Source organism: Neptuniibacter pectenicola (assembly GCF_001597735.1).
GTDB classification, from domain to species: domain Bacteria; phylum Pseudomonadota; class Gammaproteobacteria; order Pseudomonadales; family Balneatricaceae; genus Neptuniibacter; species Neptuniibacter pectenicola.
The window spans coordinates 59632-77326 of sequence record NZ_LUTS01000004.1 but is presented as its reverse complement, the minus strand read 5'-3'; the positions used below and the strand labels follow the sequence as shown (position 1 = coordinate 77326).

At 43.6% G+C, this 17695-nt stretch carries 13 protein-coding genes; all 13 read right to left on the bottom strand.

Features of this window, described 5'->3' with window-relative positions:
- Positions 1-32 precede the first annotated feature (32 nt).
- The gene (locus tag A3773_RS06640) at positions 33-698 is read right to left on the bottom strand and encodes a response regulator transcription factor (RefSeq protein WP_067984329.1); all 666 of its coding nucleotides are present in this window, start codon (positions 696-698) and stop codon (positions 33-35) included.
- A gap of 156 nt (positions 699-854) precedes the next feature.
- On the bottom strand, positions 855-2807 hold the full coding sequence (gene acs / locus A3773_RS06635) for an acetate--CoA ligase (RefSeq protein WP_067984327.1): 1953 nt from the start codon (positions 2805-2807) through the stop codon (positions 855-857).
- Between the two features lie 230 nt (positions 2808-3037).
- Positions 3038-4408 (bottom strand): sigma-54-dependent transcriptional regulator, encoded by a 1371-nt coding sequence (locus A3773_RS06630; RefSeq protein WP_067984325.1) that lies wholly within the window; start codon positions 4406-4408, stop codon positions 3038-3040.
- Between the two features lie 25 nt (positions 4409-4433).
- A complete protein-coding gene (locus A3773_RS06625; protein WP_067984323.1) occupies positions 4434-5534 on the bottom strand; it encodes a sensor histidine kinase in 1101 nt (366 codons plus the stop codon).
- Position 5535: 1 nt separating this feature from the next.
- Entirely contained in the window at positions 5536-6984 is a 1449-nt protein-coding gene (locus tag A3773_RS06620; RefSeq protein WP_067984321.1) for a sigma-54 dependent transcriptional regulator, read from the bottom strand.
- Positions 6985-7096: 112 nt separating this feature from the next.
- The gene (locus A3773_RS06615) at positions 7097-8146 is read right to left on the bottom strand and encodes a class I SAM-dependent methyltransferase (RefSeq protein ID WP_067984319.1); all 1050 of its coding nucleotides are present in this window, start codon (positions 8144-8146) and stop codon (positions 7097-7099) included.
- Between the two features lie 49 nt (positions 8147-8195).
- Entirely contained in the window at positions 8196-10478 is a 2283-nt protein-coding gene (locus A3773_RS06610) for a glycosyltransferase (protein ID WP_067984318.1), read from the bottom strand.
- A 172-nt stretch (positions 10479-10650) separates the two neighbouring features.
- Entirely contained in the window at positions 10651-11796 is a 1146-nt protein-coding gene (locus A3773_RS06605) for an ATP-grasp domain-containing protein (RefSeq protein WP_067984315.1), read from the bottom strand.
- A 2-nt stretch (positions 11797-11798) separates the two neighbouring features.
- Complete coding sequence (locus A3773_RS06600; RefSeq protein ID WP_067984314.1) at positions 11799-12851, bottom strand: Gfo/Idh/MocA family protein; 1053 nt, start codon at positions 12849-12851, stop codon at positions 11799-11801.
- Between the two features lie 36 nt (positions 12852-12887).
- On the bottom strand, positions 12888-14024 hold the full coding sequence (locus A3773_RS06595) for a DegT/DnrJ/EryC1/StrS family aminotransferase (RefSeq protein ID WP_067984312.1): 1137 nt from the start codon (positions 14022-14024) through the stop codon (positions 12888-12890).
- Positions 14005-14886, bottom strand: a complete 882-nt coding sequence (gene rfbA / locus A3773_RS06590) for a glucose-1-phosphate thymidylyltransferase RfbA (RefSeq protein WP_067984310.1) — start codon at positions 14884-14886, stop codon at positions 14005-14007. The genes A3773_RS06595 and rfbA overlap by 20 nt, the downstream gene beginning before the upstream one ends.
- Positions 14887-14912: 26 nt before the next feature.
- Positions 14913-15920 carry a dTDP-glucose 4,6-dehydratase gene (rfbB, locus tag A3773_RS06585; protein ID WP_067984308.1) on the bottom strand — a complete coding sequence of 336 codons (1008 nt, stop codon included), beginning with the start codon at positions 15918-15920 and terminating at the stop codon, positions 14913-14915.
- Complete coding sequence (locus tag A3773_RS06580; protein WP_067984306.1) at positions 15917-17695, bottom strand: O-linked N-acetylglucosamine transferase, SPINDLY family protein; 1779 nt, start codon at positions 17693-17695, stop codon at positions 15917-15919. Before A3773_RS06580 ends, rfbB begins: the two co-directional genes overlap by 4 nt.

Here is a 17695-nt window from a genome sequence, read left to right as displayed (position 1 = left end):
CTTTTCAATCTAACATTATTTAGAAAATAAGATCATTCAAGATCCGTTTTTGGTGGTTCTACACCTAAACGCTGTGCCGCGATGACTGCCTGCGTACGACTATGAACACCCAACTTACGTAAAATAGCTGTCACATGCGCTTTTATTGTGGCTTCTGAAACGCTCAGTTCATACGCAATCTGCTTATTCAACAAACCTTCAGTTAACATGGTTAACACGCGAAACTGCTGTGGCGTCAACGCCGCCAAGGCAACAGCAAATTTTTGATCATCTTCACTGACATCAGGTAGGTTATCCGCAACCTCCTGTGGCAGCCACTCTTCCCCTTTAAGTACAGCAACAATAGCGTCAGCAATTGTTTCAAGAGAAGACGATTTTGGAATAAAGCCAGACGCACCATAATCTATCGCGCGTTTCATAATATGCGGCTGTTCGCTCCCAGAAACCACAACCACAGGAATACCTGGGTTCTGACCACGAAGAAAAACTAAGCCCGAGAAACCATTTGTTCCCGGCATATGAATATCAAGCAAAACAAGATCAGCATCAGAGTGCTGATCAACAGCCTCTTGCACCGCCGGTAACGAATCAGCCTCGATAGTCTCGACACCAGGTAACGCTTGAGCCACGGCCTGCTTTAAGGCCGCACGAAATAGTGGATGATCATCTGCAATAATAATTTTTTGAGCTAACTGCATGCGTTCAATTCCCCCTTAAGAAACTGTTACTCGAACGCCGACCGCAAATGGAACGGTTTTCCAGTGATGTAGCTACTACTATAAAACAAAAAACTCCCGCAAGTCTCGGGTATTCCGAGTCCTACGGGAGTTTTTAGACTAAATATTAAAAATATATTATTTAGAACGGTTCATACGGTTGTTGATTAGATCATCTACAACAGATGGATCAGCAAGCGTTGACGTATCACCTAGTGCATCAAAATCGTCTTCGGCAATCTTACGCAAGATACGACGCATGATTTTACCTGAACGTGTTTTAGGCATACCAGGTGCAAACTGAATCAAGTCAGGAGACGCAATCGGACCAATCTCTGAACGAACATGCATACGCAGTTCTTTTAGTAGTTCATCAGACTGCTCAAAGCCGGACTGTAACGTCACGTATACGTAGATACCTTGGCCTTTAACTTCATGCGGATAACCTACAACCGCAGCTTCAGCTACAGCAGGGTGCGCCACAAGTGCTGATTCAACCTCAGCTGTACCCATACGGTGACCCGATACGTTAATCACGTCATCTACACGACCCGTAATCCAGTAATAGCCATCTTCATCACGACGCGCGCCATCACCCGTAGTGTAGTAGCCTTTATACGTAGTGAAGTAGGTCTGAATAAAGCGCTCATGATCGCCCCAGATAGAACGACTCTGACCCGGCCATGAATCTTTAATGACCAAGTTACCATCTGTAGCACCATCAAGCTCTTTACCATCCGCATCAAGCAATGCAGGCTGAACACCAAAGAATGGACGAGAAGCAGCACCCGGCTTAGCCGCAGTCGCACCAGGTAGAGGCAAGATCATCATGCCACCCGTTTCAGTCTGCCACCATGTATCAACGATAGGGCAACGGCTCTGACCGATAACACGGTAATACCATTCCCACGCTTCTGGGTTAATTGGCTCACCTACAGACCCTAAAATACGCAATGAAGATAGGTCTGAATCACCCAGAACATCTTCACCTTGCTGCATCAACGCACGAATAGCGGTTGGCGCAGTGTAGAACTGGTTAACTTTATGCTTTTCAATAACACGACCAAAACGGCTGTTATCTGGGTAGCTTGGAACACCTTCAAACATCAAGGATGTGCCGCCGTTAGCAAGCGGTCCATACACGATGTAACTGTGGCCTGTAACCCAACCTACATCGGCAGTACACCAGTAGATATCGCCATCTTTATAGTCAAAGGCATACTCATGCGTCATAGACGCGTAAACCATGTAACCGCCTGTTGTATGCTCAAGACCTTTTGGCGCACCAGTAGAACCTGATGTGTAAAGGATAAACATGGGCGCTTCGGCTTCCATCTCTTCAGGTGCACACTCAGCAGACGCATCCGCTACAAGGTCTTCATACCAAACGTCGACTTTGTCATTCCAAGCAACGTCTTTATCGACACGATTAACAACGATAACGCTTTCAACGCGCTCTTTCGCTGCTTCATGCTCTAATGCTTTATCAACATTGGCTTTAAGCGGTACAGATTTACCTGCACGTAGTGAATAGTTTGACGTAACAACAACGCGGGAATCCGCACCTTCGATACGCGCTGCAAGTGCTTCTGGTGAGAAGCCACCAAATACGATTGAGTGCACCGCACCAATACGCGTACATGCAAGCATAGCAACAGCAGCTTCAGGGATCATTGGCATGTAAAGCGTTACAACATCGCCTTTTTTAACACCGCGTGCTTTTAGCGCATTTGAGAATTTACAAACACGTTCATGTAATTGGCGATACGTGATATTTTCGGACTCACTTGGGTCGTCGCCTTCCCAAATGATAGCAACCTGATCACCGCGTGTTTCAAGATGACGATCTAGGCAGTTATAAGATGCATTCAATGTACCGTCTTCGAACCAACGAATATCAACATTATGTGGATCGAACGATGTATTTTTTACTTTAGTATATGGTTTGAACCAATCTAGGCGTTTACCTGCTTCACCCCAGAATGTGTCGGGATCAGTTACAGACTGCTCATACATTGCTAAATATTTATCATTATCAATGTGCGCCTGCGCCGCAATCTCCGGACTAACTGGATATATTTTTTCACTCATCGTGATGCCCTTAGCTTGATTGTTGTAATTATCAAATACCCTCAGATCGTCTATGTTTTCCGTATTTTTTTATTATCAGACGCAAACGAGGTTAAATATCTGTTATAGGTTTATACAGAAGGGAGAGCAATACCCTGAATTAGACCTTGGTATATCCAAGATAAGACCTTAGTCTCGCCGAACACCCAACCAATTGATTTAAAAGAATTTTATTATCTGCGCTTTATAGCCTAACGACCAAGTAATTTGTCCAAGTCTAGACCCAACTCTCTCATTTTTGCTAATTTATAACGTAATGTTCGTGGACTAATCCCTAAGTTTTCGGCTGCATCTTTACGACTTCCATGGGTTGCCTTTAAGGCATCGATTATTAATTGGAATTCATGCTGGCGCATACCTTCACCTAACTGCCCCACTAAATCGTCCTCGTCCAGTGAAGCCTCGGTCTCTGATATCTCACACGCAGAAATATCGGACGGGTTCAGCATAAGGTCGGCCATTCTAATCTCAGAGCCCGCCTGCAAAATCAACGCACGTTGCACAACATTATCTAACTCACGCACGTTACCCGGCCACGAATAGTCAACCAAAGCATTCACCACCTCAACCGACAAACTCACTGGGGAGCGTTGCATTTTTTGGCAGTACTTACTAAATAACAGCTCCGCTAATGGCACAATATCCGCAGGCCGCTCCCTTAATGGCCGCCACTGCAGCGGAAACACATTGAGTCGATAATAAAGGTCCTCACGAAATTTACCTTCAGAGACATAGGCATCTAACTGGCGGTTTGTCGTGGCAACAACACGTACATTAAGCGAGATCACTTTACGCCCGCCAATACGTTCAACCTCTTGCTCCTGCAGAACACGTAATAGTTTCGCCTGCAAACCCAGATCCATCTCGGAGATTTCATCTAACAGCAATGTTCCTCCGTCTGCCTGCTCAAACTTACCGGGAGAGCTCGCGTAGGCCCCCGTAAATGCGCCTTTTTCATGACCAAACAGCGTTGCTTCTAGCATGTTTTCTGGGATAGCCGCACAGTTGATCGCGATAAACGGTTTATCAGAGCGTGACGAATGATTATGTATATACTGCGCCAACACCTCTTTACCTGTACCTGACTCGCCTGAAATCAGCACCGTCGAGTCGGAGGCGGCAACGCGTCTTGCTAACTGTAGTAACTGCTTACTACTACTGTCTTCCGCAATAGGCTGCTGCGCTTCCGGTGCGACAACCGTCCCCGAGGCAAAACGACGCACAGCCGAGATAAGCGCCTCGGAATCAAAAGGCTTCATCAAGTAATCCACCGCACCCGCTTTAATCGCATCAACCGCTTTGCTCACTTGACCAAATGCCGTTATCAACATCACAGGGAGCCCGGGGTGTAGTTTGCGAATCTCATCTAAGAGTTGATGACCATCCATACCGGGCATATTGACATCGGTGATCACCATATCCACCTGATGGTTCGCCAGCAGCACCAACGCTTCTTCAGCATCAGGTGCCTCTATATATGCAAAACCTGCCAGCTCTAATGTGTCACACAACGCTTCGCGCAACTCATTATCATCTTCAACAATCATTATTTTATTAGGCATGTTGTTTATCGCTTAGACATTAACCTTAGTTAGCTGACAGACAGGGCAGCAGAATCGTTGCCACTGTGCCCTCCCCCAGAACCGACTGTATTTTAAATTCACCGTGATGAGCATGAGCAACCACCTGAGCAACAGCTAAGCCAAGCCCAGTACCATGTGACTTAGTGGTATAAAACGGCTCCAACGCACGCTGAATCTGTGCAGGCTCCATACCTTGACCATAATCGATAATATGAAGACCTATACGCCCCGCTTCATCAGTAAAACGAATCGTTAACTCCCCGCCTTTACCGCTGGCTTGCAAGGCGTTTTCTACCAAGTTTATGCATACCCCTAGTAACGCTTCTTTATTACACTGAAACTCATAATGGGGCACTTCGTTAATACAATCGCAATCGGCATCATAGTTCACCAGAGGCAGGTCAAGCATATCCTCTAGCTCTCGCATAAATGCAGCGGAGGAAACCACGTCATCTAACCGCATCTCGCCCCGCGCAAAGATCAGCATATCTCGGACTTGCTGCTCAAGGTTGGTTAATCGTGATTTGGCTTTACGGGCAAATTTCTGGCGTTGCTCAAGCACTAAATCGGGACGCATTAAGTGATCAACGTAGAGCAGCGCTGCCGATAGCGGCGTTCGTATCTGATGTGCGAGCGACGCCATCATCCGCCCCATCTCCGAAAGACGCTGATAATGTGAAACACGCCCTTGTAGCAACCGTGTCTCGGTTTGATCCGTCAGTAACACTAACTGACCAGGTTCGCTATCCATCGCTCGTGTCATTAAGCTCACGCGGCGACCATCCTTTAACGACACCTCATGACCATCATCACCACGCGGGGCAAAGCTGCGACTGATGATTTCAAACCAAGGCTGACCAATCAAAGGCGTACCCAGAAAGTTCTCAGCCGCTGGATTCGCTTCCGCCACTTTGCCTGCCCCATTAATTAGGACAACCCCGGCGGGCAAAATTGATAATAGGTTCTGGAAACGATCGCTCAGCCCAACATTTTTATCTTCATTTTTTTGCCGCTGAAGAGACTCATTTAACAACGATTCTTGCGCTTGGTTCAGCGCCTCTTCTAGTTCCGCAATACGGGCCTTATAAGGTTCAATATCATTCATATTACTTACGCTGCATCCCATATTTACGCATTTTTTCTACGAGCGTCGTTCGCCGAATATTTAACAGTTCAGCCGCTCTAGCAACAACCCCGTCATGTACCGCCAATGACTGCTCAATCAATGCCCGTTCAATCGCCTCTAAGTGAGCTTTAAGGTCTAACCCCTCTTCGGGTAAGCGATCAAGCGGGGCGAGCCCAGCCGCCATACTATTTTGATTAGTTTGCTCTTCAACGGCCTTGGCATCACTGTATCGTGCTGGATCAGGTTCCTCGATATGCTGAAAACGTTTGGGCAGCTCTGATACACCCACAATCCCATTAGGGAAGAGAATCGCAAGTCGCTCAGTAAGGTTTGAGAGTTCACGTACATTGCCCGGCCAAGGGTGGGCCTTCAACGAGTCTAGAGCACTGGCTTGAAATCGTACGGAGTCAAAGCCCTGAGTTTTTAAACGACCCAATAACTCCTCAAGTAATAATGGAATATCTTCTGTGCGTTCCCTTAACGGTGGCATTTCAATAGGGAAAACGTTGAGTCGATAGTAGAGATCCTCACGAAAAGTGCCCGCCTCTATCATATCCTCAAGATTTTTATGTGTAGCGGCAATCACACGAATATCCGCATCAAGGGTTTTGGTCCCCCCGATGCGCTCAAACTTTCGTTCCTGAAGGACACGCAGCAACTTAACCTGCATAGATAAAGGCATATCCCCTATCTCATCAAGAAAAAGCGTTCCCCCTTGGGCCAACTCAAATCGTCCAGCACGACTAGAAATCGCCCCCGTAAACGCACCCCGCTCATGGCCGAACAGTTCACTTTCCAAAAGGTCCGCAGGGATTGCACCGCAGTTAATAGGCACAAATGGCCCGCCCTTACGCACAGAATAATCATGCAAATTACGGGCAACGACCTCTTTGCCCGTCCCCGATTCACCGGTAATCAACACATTAACATCACGCCCTGCGACTTGGGACATCGCTTGGCGAACAAGCCTCATCGGCCTACTGGTGCCCACTAAACTAGAGAATAACCGTGAATTCACTTGACTTGCGTTTTCGCCACCCAGCGAGTGCTGGGTATACAACTGCGCTTTGTGCAGCTGATCAAGCAGCTGTTGATAGCTAAACGGAACCGTTAGCTGCCCGGTTACGCAGTTTTTCAAATCATCTGATAGTTCAGCAACTTCTGACCATTCCCCCAACGTCACCACCGCCGCATAAGGGGTCTTCTGCTGTAGGTTCCGTAATAACTTTTCCAACGAGATCGGTAATTGACTCTGCCCAAGCAACACCAAAGAAACGATATCGCCACTCAACGCTTGATCATCCGACTGCAACCAGTCAACAAAGCCATAAAATTTGAAAGGGCGACCTAAGAAGGAAAGCGCAGCGGAGATCAACTCCCTGCGGCTTAGGTCATCATCAATAATTAATAGTTGGGGCTGGGCAGCCATTCCTGCATATCTCTGTCTGCTTTAGATAGAGCAATAGTGGCAACCGCACGACAAAATGTCAAATAAATGGCACAAAGACCACAAAAAAACATACGCGCCTGTTTTTTGTCACTTACTCTTTTTGTGACTTCCTCATATATAAGGTGTCACCCATAACAAAAGCTAGGTCAAAGCGCTTACTTGCTAGAAGCAGGTCTCCAGCCCTCTTAGGCCCATCCCCAAAAGCCCAAAGGTAATCATCGATTGCGACCCAACCCTCTACACATACGTGAGGTTCCCACAGAGCAATGTCTTTACTCACCTCATCGAAGTGGTGGTTACCATCTATATGTAAAAATGCAATCTCCTTATCAATATTTACGGGCGACCCATCCAAATCAGATTTCAAGTAGCGTTTAATTCCGTCCTTTGACAACGCTTTTATATAACTTACATTTCTCAACAACCCGATTGACGATTGAAAAATTTTAAAAATCTTACTGTAATCAATCTGGGCCCCTTGCTTATCCAATATTTCAGCCTTCCCCTTCTGCCCTAAAACCTCAACTGAGTCCCATGGGTCAACACAGATAAGGCTGGCTTGACAGAAATGCTGGGCAAGAAAGCCCAGAGCAAAAGATGAACGCCCATACAGGGAGCCAATTTCAACCCAATCCCCTACTGGGACTTTTGGTGCAATTGAAATTAATGATTCCAATTTATGATTGTCACACTGTCCAGGGATTTCATTATATTGTTTACATAAAGCCGCCAACTCATCCTCTCTCAAGGTGCAGTGACTACCGGAAAGATGTTGATGCCGTAAAAATGCTTTAGCCCAAAACGCATATTTCTCGAATCTTAACCACTCAGCATCAAAAGGAAACTCTGAGCAAAGAGTAACCTCTTGAGAAAGTTCATTGCTCTCTACAAGCCCCTTTAACACCCCCCAAACTCCCGCATGAGATGTGTGGAAATGCGTAATTTCATGTTCACAGACTAAAAGCTTAATTTTTTCCAGAAATCCATCAGCGGTAATGTATGGAAGCGGGAATGTATGCTTCCCTAGAAAATTCTGCCCTTTGGTTGAGCTCGCCCCCACCACAGGTATACCTAGCCTCTCCAGGAGTACATATAACTCAGTATTTGCTTCACAGTCTGTTGGAAATACTAATAACTTCATGAGTGATGCGTACCTGAAAAGTCACGGCTAAAAAATAATATATTAACTATCATGCAATAACGACTCGCGCCAGTCTTGATGAAAGTCCTCCTGTCTCAATATTCTGAAGGATTTCATATAAGCTTTGCACTCCACAGGGGAGGATTAGCGCTTCGTTCTTAAGAAATTCACTTCCTAGTTTTGTCAGATCATCTTGATTATATACAGCAGCATCCAACAGCCCTGCGTCGCCCGCTGTCGTATGATTCTGATACCATTCAGACTGTAGACCTACTCCCCACAGTACAACCTCTTGAGGATGATCCGCGCTCACTAAAAAACGGTTATTCAAACCTAAGGAATCCAAATGCCGCGTTATTTCGTGCAGCTGGGCTTTATTCACTGAAACCCGGTCTCTTATTAAATCATCAAAAACGACCACATGAGCTTCAGCACTCAACAGGCGTGTTGAAAGTTCATAAATCCCCTTAATCACATCCATGCCTGCCCGATTAAGCTGAAAATCACAACTAATCTGAAAAACGGACCCAATCAGATTTTGACTCACTATTTTTGCAACAAAATTTTCAAGCTCACTACTACTACAGTTATCAGAGCGGACTATATATTTTATGGTGAGGCGACGAATATCACTCATTGCCTGTTGATATTTTTGCAAATTATCCAAGACAGCATTAATCGTTCCGCGCCCTCGTATACTACGGAATATTGCTTCACTGCCAGCATCAATACTTGTCACAATATGAACGCGGGGATCTTCCAAAAGGCTAAATAACTCTTCTGAGAATTTCAGGCTATTTGTCAAAACTCGGATTTTTTGTATTTTATCGCTACTAACTAACTGTCTGTTTACATCTTTAAAGATAGGACTAAGCGTTGGCTCACCGCCCCCCCAAACCACCTGACAGCGCTCATCTAATAAAGATTCATCACGCATAAGATTTTTAACCATACCCAACGCTGAGTAGCTCGATTCGCTGCCACCATAATACTTTGGAGAGCAGTAATCACAGCGCATGTTGCAATATGAAAAGTTCTCTAATGAAATGTAATTAATGCGCTCGTTCTCAACCGTTCTACGCTCAAGGTATGGGCATCCATCACAGGAATTAGGCTCACCACTATTAATCTTTGACAGCAGATCCGACTTAGCATTTTGGACATCTTCAAACGTAACATCCGAGTTTGACTTAAGAAGTACAACATCCCCCTCCCTTTTACCCCGAAAATAAAAGCGCTTACAGCAAGCCCGAATTTCATTAGGCCCAAGGAAGATAGACTTGTCCAAATCACGACACGATAACCTACTCGCATAAACATCTTTAATCGAGGTATCGACCTTACTCCATTGTGGCGACAGAGTATTTATATACTCCAAAAAAATGCACGTTGCTAATTTGAAGTTAGTTGTACTAGCCCTTCGAGGCTCATCTCGGATTAGACTCAATTCGTCTAGCATCAAGGCAGAAAAATTTTTGGACCTTAGAGCCTTTCCCAGAAATCGATATAAGCTAACCCTTACATTTTGAGTCTTTTCTTTATCAATTTGATAGAGAATAACACCTATGGTTTGGGTCAAAATAGAGTTAAGGCTTAATGACTCCATACCACTTTTTAAATGCAACAGCTCAAGATTGAGAACCACCTCTGCTACCGCATTCAAATACCCGGATATACGCCGAGTGCTCATCCCCAATGTTATAGAATCATCCGAGCACTTTTTCTCAACAACCTTTTCTTCCAGAACGGTAATCGAAGAGCTGAACCGAAGCACATCAAAAACATAACGAATATCTTCATGTACTCCCGAACTAAACTTTATATTATTATCCAATATTATCTGGCGCTTAATAACAAAGTTAAAAACTTCTTGCTGCTCCTGATAGTTCAGAACATTTGATATAAGCCCAAAGCTTATATTGCCTCCACATTTATTTTTTGAATAATTTTGCTTCAGAGAGTGTGCAATGGTTGTGGTGCTTTCAGATACGTTTAAAAGGAGGTCTAGCAAGGCATGGAGCGAACCTTTGAGAAGCTGATCATCATCATCTAAAAACCAAACCCATTTACCGCTAGCTACCTTTAAACCCTGGTCTCTTGCTAATCCAGGACCTTGATTAGTCGATAAATTGACTGAAATAATCGCTGATTCATATTCACTCAACTGCTCTATTCGAGAAGCGGTACTATCCGTTGATCCATCATTCACCAGAATCAACTCAAAACACTGTTCACCCCCCAAGGCATCGGCGATATGATTCAAGTAAGCTTGAATTACGGCACACAAGCGATCAGCACGATTATATGTTGGAACAATAATGGAGAGTAACATTACAAGAAACCACCACAGCCGGTTTATCAATTATGTTAAAAACGCACGCTCAAACGGAGCTTTACGGACAGTACTAAATGATCGCTTTTAAAGTCTAACGTTAAGTCATTTCTATTTAAAAAAACCAGCAAACATTTATATGCTCTATATAAATCAATCAAGAACGCATGAATCAGAGCATTTGATACGCCTTTCGTTCACTAAACTTGCTATAGGTACTTTTCAGGTCATCATTATCTTTACAACCAATAAACACAATACCCGCTCGACCTCGAGGCCCTTCATCTAACCAATCCCCCGCAACAGCCAATGGCACCCACCGATCGAGATTAAAATCATCACTAAACTTTAACCCAGTAAAAACCTGCCCTTGGCTAGCAGAGACTGTATGCCTTATTACAAAATGCGGCTCACTACTCAAAGGGGCAATATTAAGCTCCATGCCAAGAAAAGGCCTTACATAATTTTCCACATAAGGAAATCCAGTCTGAAGTTCAATTAACTGGCTATACAAGTCCCCAGGGCAACGTCGTGTCATTTCAATCAGATAGAGCTGATCACCTGATTGAATAAACTGTGTATGTACCAAACCATCCTGCAAACCAAGATATTCTGCTATTTTTTCTACCGATTCTCTCAGGTGGTCTAAATATTTTTTAGGATAATCATGAATCACAAAACTCAGATCAACAGCAAAAGGGGAAACCGTGGAGTCTTCCTGAACAATAAAGTCCTGTACGACCCGCCCCTGTCCTAAAAAAGCAGAATGACTGAAGAGCTGCCCCTTTATGTATTGTTCGCATACATAGCGCTGGGTGGGAGACGCCAATGTAGCTAGCGCAATTGCCTCTTCCATTTTCTCTGTTCTGTCGACAATAGAAATACCGTTTCCGCTATAGCCATCTACTGGTTTCACTATTAGTGGAAAGACGTGGTGCTGAAATTGGGTAACCACCTCCGGAATTGATATACGCAAATCTTTACACAAACGTCTAAAGCAGTGTTTTAAATTAATCGTTGCGTCATTTTCTGGTGGTTCGATGCCTTGAGAAGCGCCATCCCCCCCGACCACAGAACATGAAGTATAAGAACGATCAGTACACCCAGGCACTATATATTGATAATTTTCTTGCTTGATTAGCTCTGATAGCTTATCGGTATCGGAATAGTCTAGACACCAATATTGCTCTGCAATTCTAGCCAACGCATCATCGGGTCGCCCACCCACCACGTGAACGTCATAACCTAAATCAAGTATTGATTGGTAAATTGGCTGCGAAGAAAACCCCGTATCAACTAAAAGTACTTTCTGAGACATATTTAATATACCACTCGCTCAAGACAACCACTTTCTTCAGCCTGTTTGATCGCCTCAACAACCGCTAAATTACAATAGCCATCCCAAACAGAAACGACTGGACCTTCATCGCCATTTAGCATCTGTTTAAAATGTTCTAACTGTAGTAACAAGGGATCTTGTCGATCCACAGGAGCATCATATTCATCAAAAGCTTCCATCCAAGAAGCCGTATCAGAAGAGGCATAAGCTTTAATATTCATAGTAGGGATATCAAGTGTCCCTAATGTCCCTGATATTGAGTAACAATTCTCTTCCGCATAATGTGGATAACTTGGATTTTCGGCTGATGTTAATTCCCAGCTTTGAGTTGACGCCGCCGTATCAGATAGTACAAATGACCCAAGGACTCCATTTTCAAAACGGAAATTCATCACTGCTGTATCTTCGACCTCATAACCTCTTCTTTCTGAAGAGCTAATGACTTGAACCGATTCTATTTCACCAATGAGTTTACGTAGGTTACCAACCTCATGGATCATATTGATCAATATTGGACCGCCACCAAGACGTGTACGCCACTCCCCTTCTACAAAGTAATACTCAGGCTTATAAAACTGAGCACTACCTTGCACAGTCACAAGACTACCTACACGTCCGCTTTCAATAATTCGACACGCATGTTGAATCAATGGACTATAAGCACGGTGATGCCCAACCATCACTTTATGAACAAAGTCCCTTTCTTTAGCAAAATCCACAATACGCCTACCCTCTTTAAGGCAGGTCGATAAAGGTTTCTCTATCAATACCGGAATGTCATGTTTTATACATACGATTGCTTGCTCTGTGTGAAACTTATTCGGGCTAGCAATAATAACCCCGTCAGGCTTCTGAAATTCGATACAACGGCCTAAGTCACTAAACATAGGAACGTTCAGCCTAGCCACATAATCGCGATTCACTGAGGACGCTGGAGCAACCACCGCAGACAACACCATACCCGATGTCGCCTCAATCCTTTCTATATGCTGTTTTCCCATCAAGCCGGGGCCGACAACAACTATATTAAGCATAAGTAGTTACTCTAATCGATAACAAAATAACCCTCATCAAAGGCCCTTACACGTTTTCTCGGCTAGCCGTTTTTGCCTAATTTTATTTAGTATCACCACAACCTGTTCACATATATAAGTAATATCAGCTTTTTTGAGGTCCATATACAACGGCAAGCAAAGCAGCCTATTCTCGATTATCTCAGCCTTAGGCAAGTTAACCGACAAACGGGTAAAAGCGGTCTGTTTATGGAGTAAACCCTCAAAATACTTGCGTGTCTCAATACCCTCCGCACGCAACATATTACATAAAAGGTCACGCTCTTTTGGACTCTCCAATATCAGAGGCATATAACTAGGCGAATATCGATCAACGCCTTCTTGCCGTTTTGGAAACGCTATACCATAGGACGCCAAGCACGTTAAATAGTGCTCCACCATTTCACAACGCTGATCAACCATTAATTCAATATCATCTAACACCGTGAGGCCAACAGCAGCATGGAGCTCACTCATTTTTGCATTAATGCCAACCTCCATTACCTGACCTTGATGGTCAAAACCAAAATTAACCATCTTTTCGGCACGTTTGTAATCTTCATTGGATGCAAAAACAATTCCCCCACCTTCAATGGTATGAAAGAGCTTTGTGGCATGAAAACTAATCACTGAAGCATCGCCTTCAGATAGCACACTTTTCCCGCCATAACGTGTTGCAAACGCATGAGAAGCATCATAAATGGTTTTATTCTCAAAACGCAGAGAAAGTCGCTTAAAAGAAGCAATATCACAAGGGTTACCGTACAAGTGAGTGGCAACAACAGCATCATCACAGCTAAGAAAGGTATGCTTGGTAACACCGCTAGGATCTAGATTAAGCGTATCTAGATCTATATCGGCAAAACAAAGGTTTTGATTCAGCCATTTATATGCGCTAGCTGTTGCAACAAAGCTAAGAGGCGTTGTAATAATCTTACCTTTTAACCCTAACGCTTTATAAGCGACCTGTAATGCAACCGTCCCACTTGAAACAAGTAATAGATTTTTTACACCTAAGTATGCTTCGAGGCGCTCTTTTAATTCTCGAACAAGCGGGCCGTTATTAGTAAAACATCGACGATCGTTGATGCCTTCAATATATTGAATAAGCTTCGTGTGATTAAGAATCGCAGGCTTATAATACTGATATTTCATTCAAGGCAATTTCTTTGAGGTACTGACTATAAGTACTCTGGGGATAACTATCAGCAAGGGATAGCAAGTCACCTCTTGTTATCCAATTATTTTGGAAAGCTATCGTTTCAAGGCTTGCTATGATTTTACATTCATCACGCTGTTCGTCTGCCACAAAATTAGTTGCCGCGAGTAAACTTTCATGGGTACCCGCATCAAACCAAGACACATCGTCGCCTAATAACTCTACTCGTAATGCACCTGCCTGTAAGTAAGCTTGATTAATAGACGTTATTTCATATTCCCCTCGAGCAGAAGGGCTTATTTGTTGAGCAATACTGACAACATTTTGATCGTAAAAATATAACCCCGTCACTGCAAAGTTTGATTTAGGATCAATCGGCTTTTCCTCAATCGACACTGCATTACAGGACTGATCAAATGCCACAACCCCATACCTTTCTGGATCTGGTACTTTATAACCAAATACAGTCGCGCCATGCTGAACAGTTTTAGCTTGCAGCATTAAAGGCTTGAGCGTATGACCATAAAATAAATTATCGCCTAGCACTAAGCATACATTACTATTGCCTATAAAATCGGCTCCGATCTCAAAGGCTTTAGCTATACCGTTTGGGGTTTCTTGAACCGCATATTCCAATCGCATACCTAAATGACTACCATCGCCAAGCATACTCACAAAACTATGCTTATCCTCAGGTGAGGTAATAATAAGAACGTCGCGAATTTCCGCCAACATGAGCAACGATAGCGGGTAATAAACCATCGGTTTATCATAGATGGGTAGTAACTGCTTTGATATATTTTTAGTTGCAGGAAATAAACGCGATCCTAACCCCCCTGCCAATAAAATAGCCTTCATAACTAGACCCTTTGTGGCACTAAGCCTTATCGCTCATCATAATATGCAAGATACCACTCAATGGTTTGAGCAAGGCCTGCATCAAAACTAATGGTGGGCTCCCAGCCTAACGCATTTTTTATTTTTTCACTGGACAAAGCATAACGGAAATCATGCCCTTGGCGATCATCAACATGTGTAATTAATTTAAGGACATCGTCGATCTCTGCCTTCAACAGTGATGCAGATATTCGACACACGCGTTTTACAAGGTCTATGTTCTTCAGTTCATCCTCTGAACCTATATTATAAATTTGTCCCACATCGCCTTGTGTAAGCACGCAATAAAGCGCACTGACATGATCATCCACATGTAACCAATTACGTTGCTGGTCTCCTTTTCCATAAATAGGAATAGGCTCTTGCTTTACTATGCAGTTAATAACAACGGGAATAAGCTTCTCCATATATTGCCATGGGCCGTAATTATTAGATGAACGTGTAATTAAAGTAGGCATAGCATACGTCTTTCCCCAAGCCTGTACTAAATTATCCGCACTTGCTTTAGAAGCGGAATAAGGAGAGCTTGGTTTAATCGGTGATAACTCCGTAAATGGGGGATCAAACTCATTAATCAACTCACCGTAGACTTCATCAGTTGAAACTTGATGGAACCGAAAGCTAGCCTGTTTGGTGACTGATAAGCTTTGCCAGTAGGCTAAAGCAGCCTGCAATAGATTATATGTCCCTACGATATTGGACTGAAAAAAAGCATTAGGACCATGAATAGATCTATCAACATGAGTTTCTGCGGCAAAATTAATAATCAGATCAGGTGCTTCTGACTCAATGACCTGCGTGATGATTGAGAGGTTAGTCAAATCTGCCTGATAAAAGCGATAACGTTGAAGATTAGCTTCATAAACTGAACAAGCACTATTAGCAGCATAAGTTAATTTGTCTACATTAATTACAACATGCTGGGTTTGCATCATTAAATAACGAATAAATGCAGAACCAATGAAGCCTGAACCACCTGTCACAAGTATCTTCATTTATTATCTTTCTGTAAATGACATTGCCACATATCCCTGAAGACATGCTCGAGTTCATTGGCTATTTTTAGACCATCAAACAGCCCAGAACGAACCGCTTTTTCACGCAAGCCAGCCCTTATAGAGGCAAGCTCTTCAATATTTGATGCGAACTGAACTGCACGCTCCACATAGCCCTCACGGTCATTAGCAACCAAGGCCCCCAACCCAACTTGAGAAAGGTTTGCAAAACCTATCCGAGACAAAATTCTATCCCCTTTCAAGGCAATATAAGGCACACCCATCCACAAACTATGGTAGCTGACAGTACCCGAGTTATAAGGAAATGGATCCAAACCAATATCGATAGAATTATATGCTTCGAAATACTCAGGTAGCGGAGATGCTTCCTCTAAAAGCAAACGATTACCGTCAATACCAAAGCCTTCACATTTCGCAATTAAGCGCTCTCTAAAAGCACTATCAACTAATTCTTTACATTTAAAAAACAGCTTTGAATTAGGTACTCTGTGTAAAATTTCGCACCATGTTTCAATAACCGCATCTGAGAGTTTAGCCAAACTATGAAAGCTACCAAACGTTACATAACCGTTCTTCAGTGCAGGCAATGACTCAACCACTACATCAACACTAGGAACCTTCAAGCAACCAGCAGAATCAATATGCCACTGCTGCTCAATATAATGCGACTCATATTCTGGAGGAGATAGCGCGTTACTTGTAAGTATATAGTCTATTTCGGACACCCCTGTACTGGCAAAATAGCCAATCCAACTCACCTGTATTGGCGCGGGCTTCCAAGCAAAAAGAGACAACCGATTTCCAGCCGTATGACCCGATAGATCAATAAGAATATCCACCTTACTTTGATAGATAAGCGTAGCTGCGTCCTTATCCGTTAATGCTTCTATGCAATGCCAATCCTTGAAATAGCCTTTAAGCCTCTCACTAACCTTATCAACTTGAGATGTTGTTGAAAAAGCAGTAAGAGATATTTTTCCGTCATCAAAACAGCCAATAAAGCTTTCAATAAACGCTGCCACCGGATGATTACGAAGATCGCCTGAGACAAAGCCCACATTTAATGTTTTACCCGACGACTTATCCAATAAAGGCCAATCAGTATAAGAATCCGCTGTTTTCTGTGCTTGAGTGCCATAACAAAGCGCTTCCTTCAAGTACTCACTCGGAGAAACACCATCGCTAGAAGCCATACACATGAGTAAATTACTATGAATATCCAGTCGCGAAGAATCTAAGACTAATGCAGATTTGTAAAAGGCTATTGCTGAAGCCAAGTCCGCCTTTTTGCGGTAGACAGTACCGAGGTTATTATGGGCCTTAATAAGCGTTGAATCGTGTTTTAAGGCCGCGAGATAAGCCTTAATCGCCTCTTCATATCGCCCCATACTCGATACGACATCCGCATAACCTAGATGCGCTACCGCTAAAGAGGGCTGCAACTTCACCGCTTTGGCAAAGCAATAACTCGCTTTATTTGCATCACCTAGGCCTTTAAATGCTAAACCTAAGTGGTGAGCAACCTCGGCATCCTTTGGTTTCAAGCTCTGGGCTTTTACCAACAGTAGATGCGCTATTTTATAATTATGCTCTTGAAGAAGAATGATGCCGAGGAAGTGAAGTGCATAAAAATTATTATCATCAAGCTGAAGTACTTTTTGAAATAACGATTTTGCCTGCGGGAAATTTGCACTCTGGTAACTTGAAACCCCAAGCGCGAGAGCCTTCTTTACAAGATCATTTTTCTGATTCAC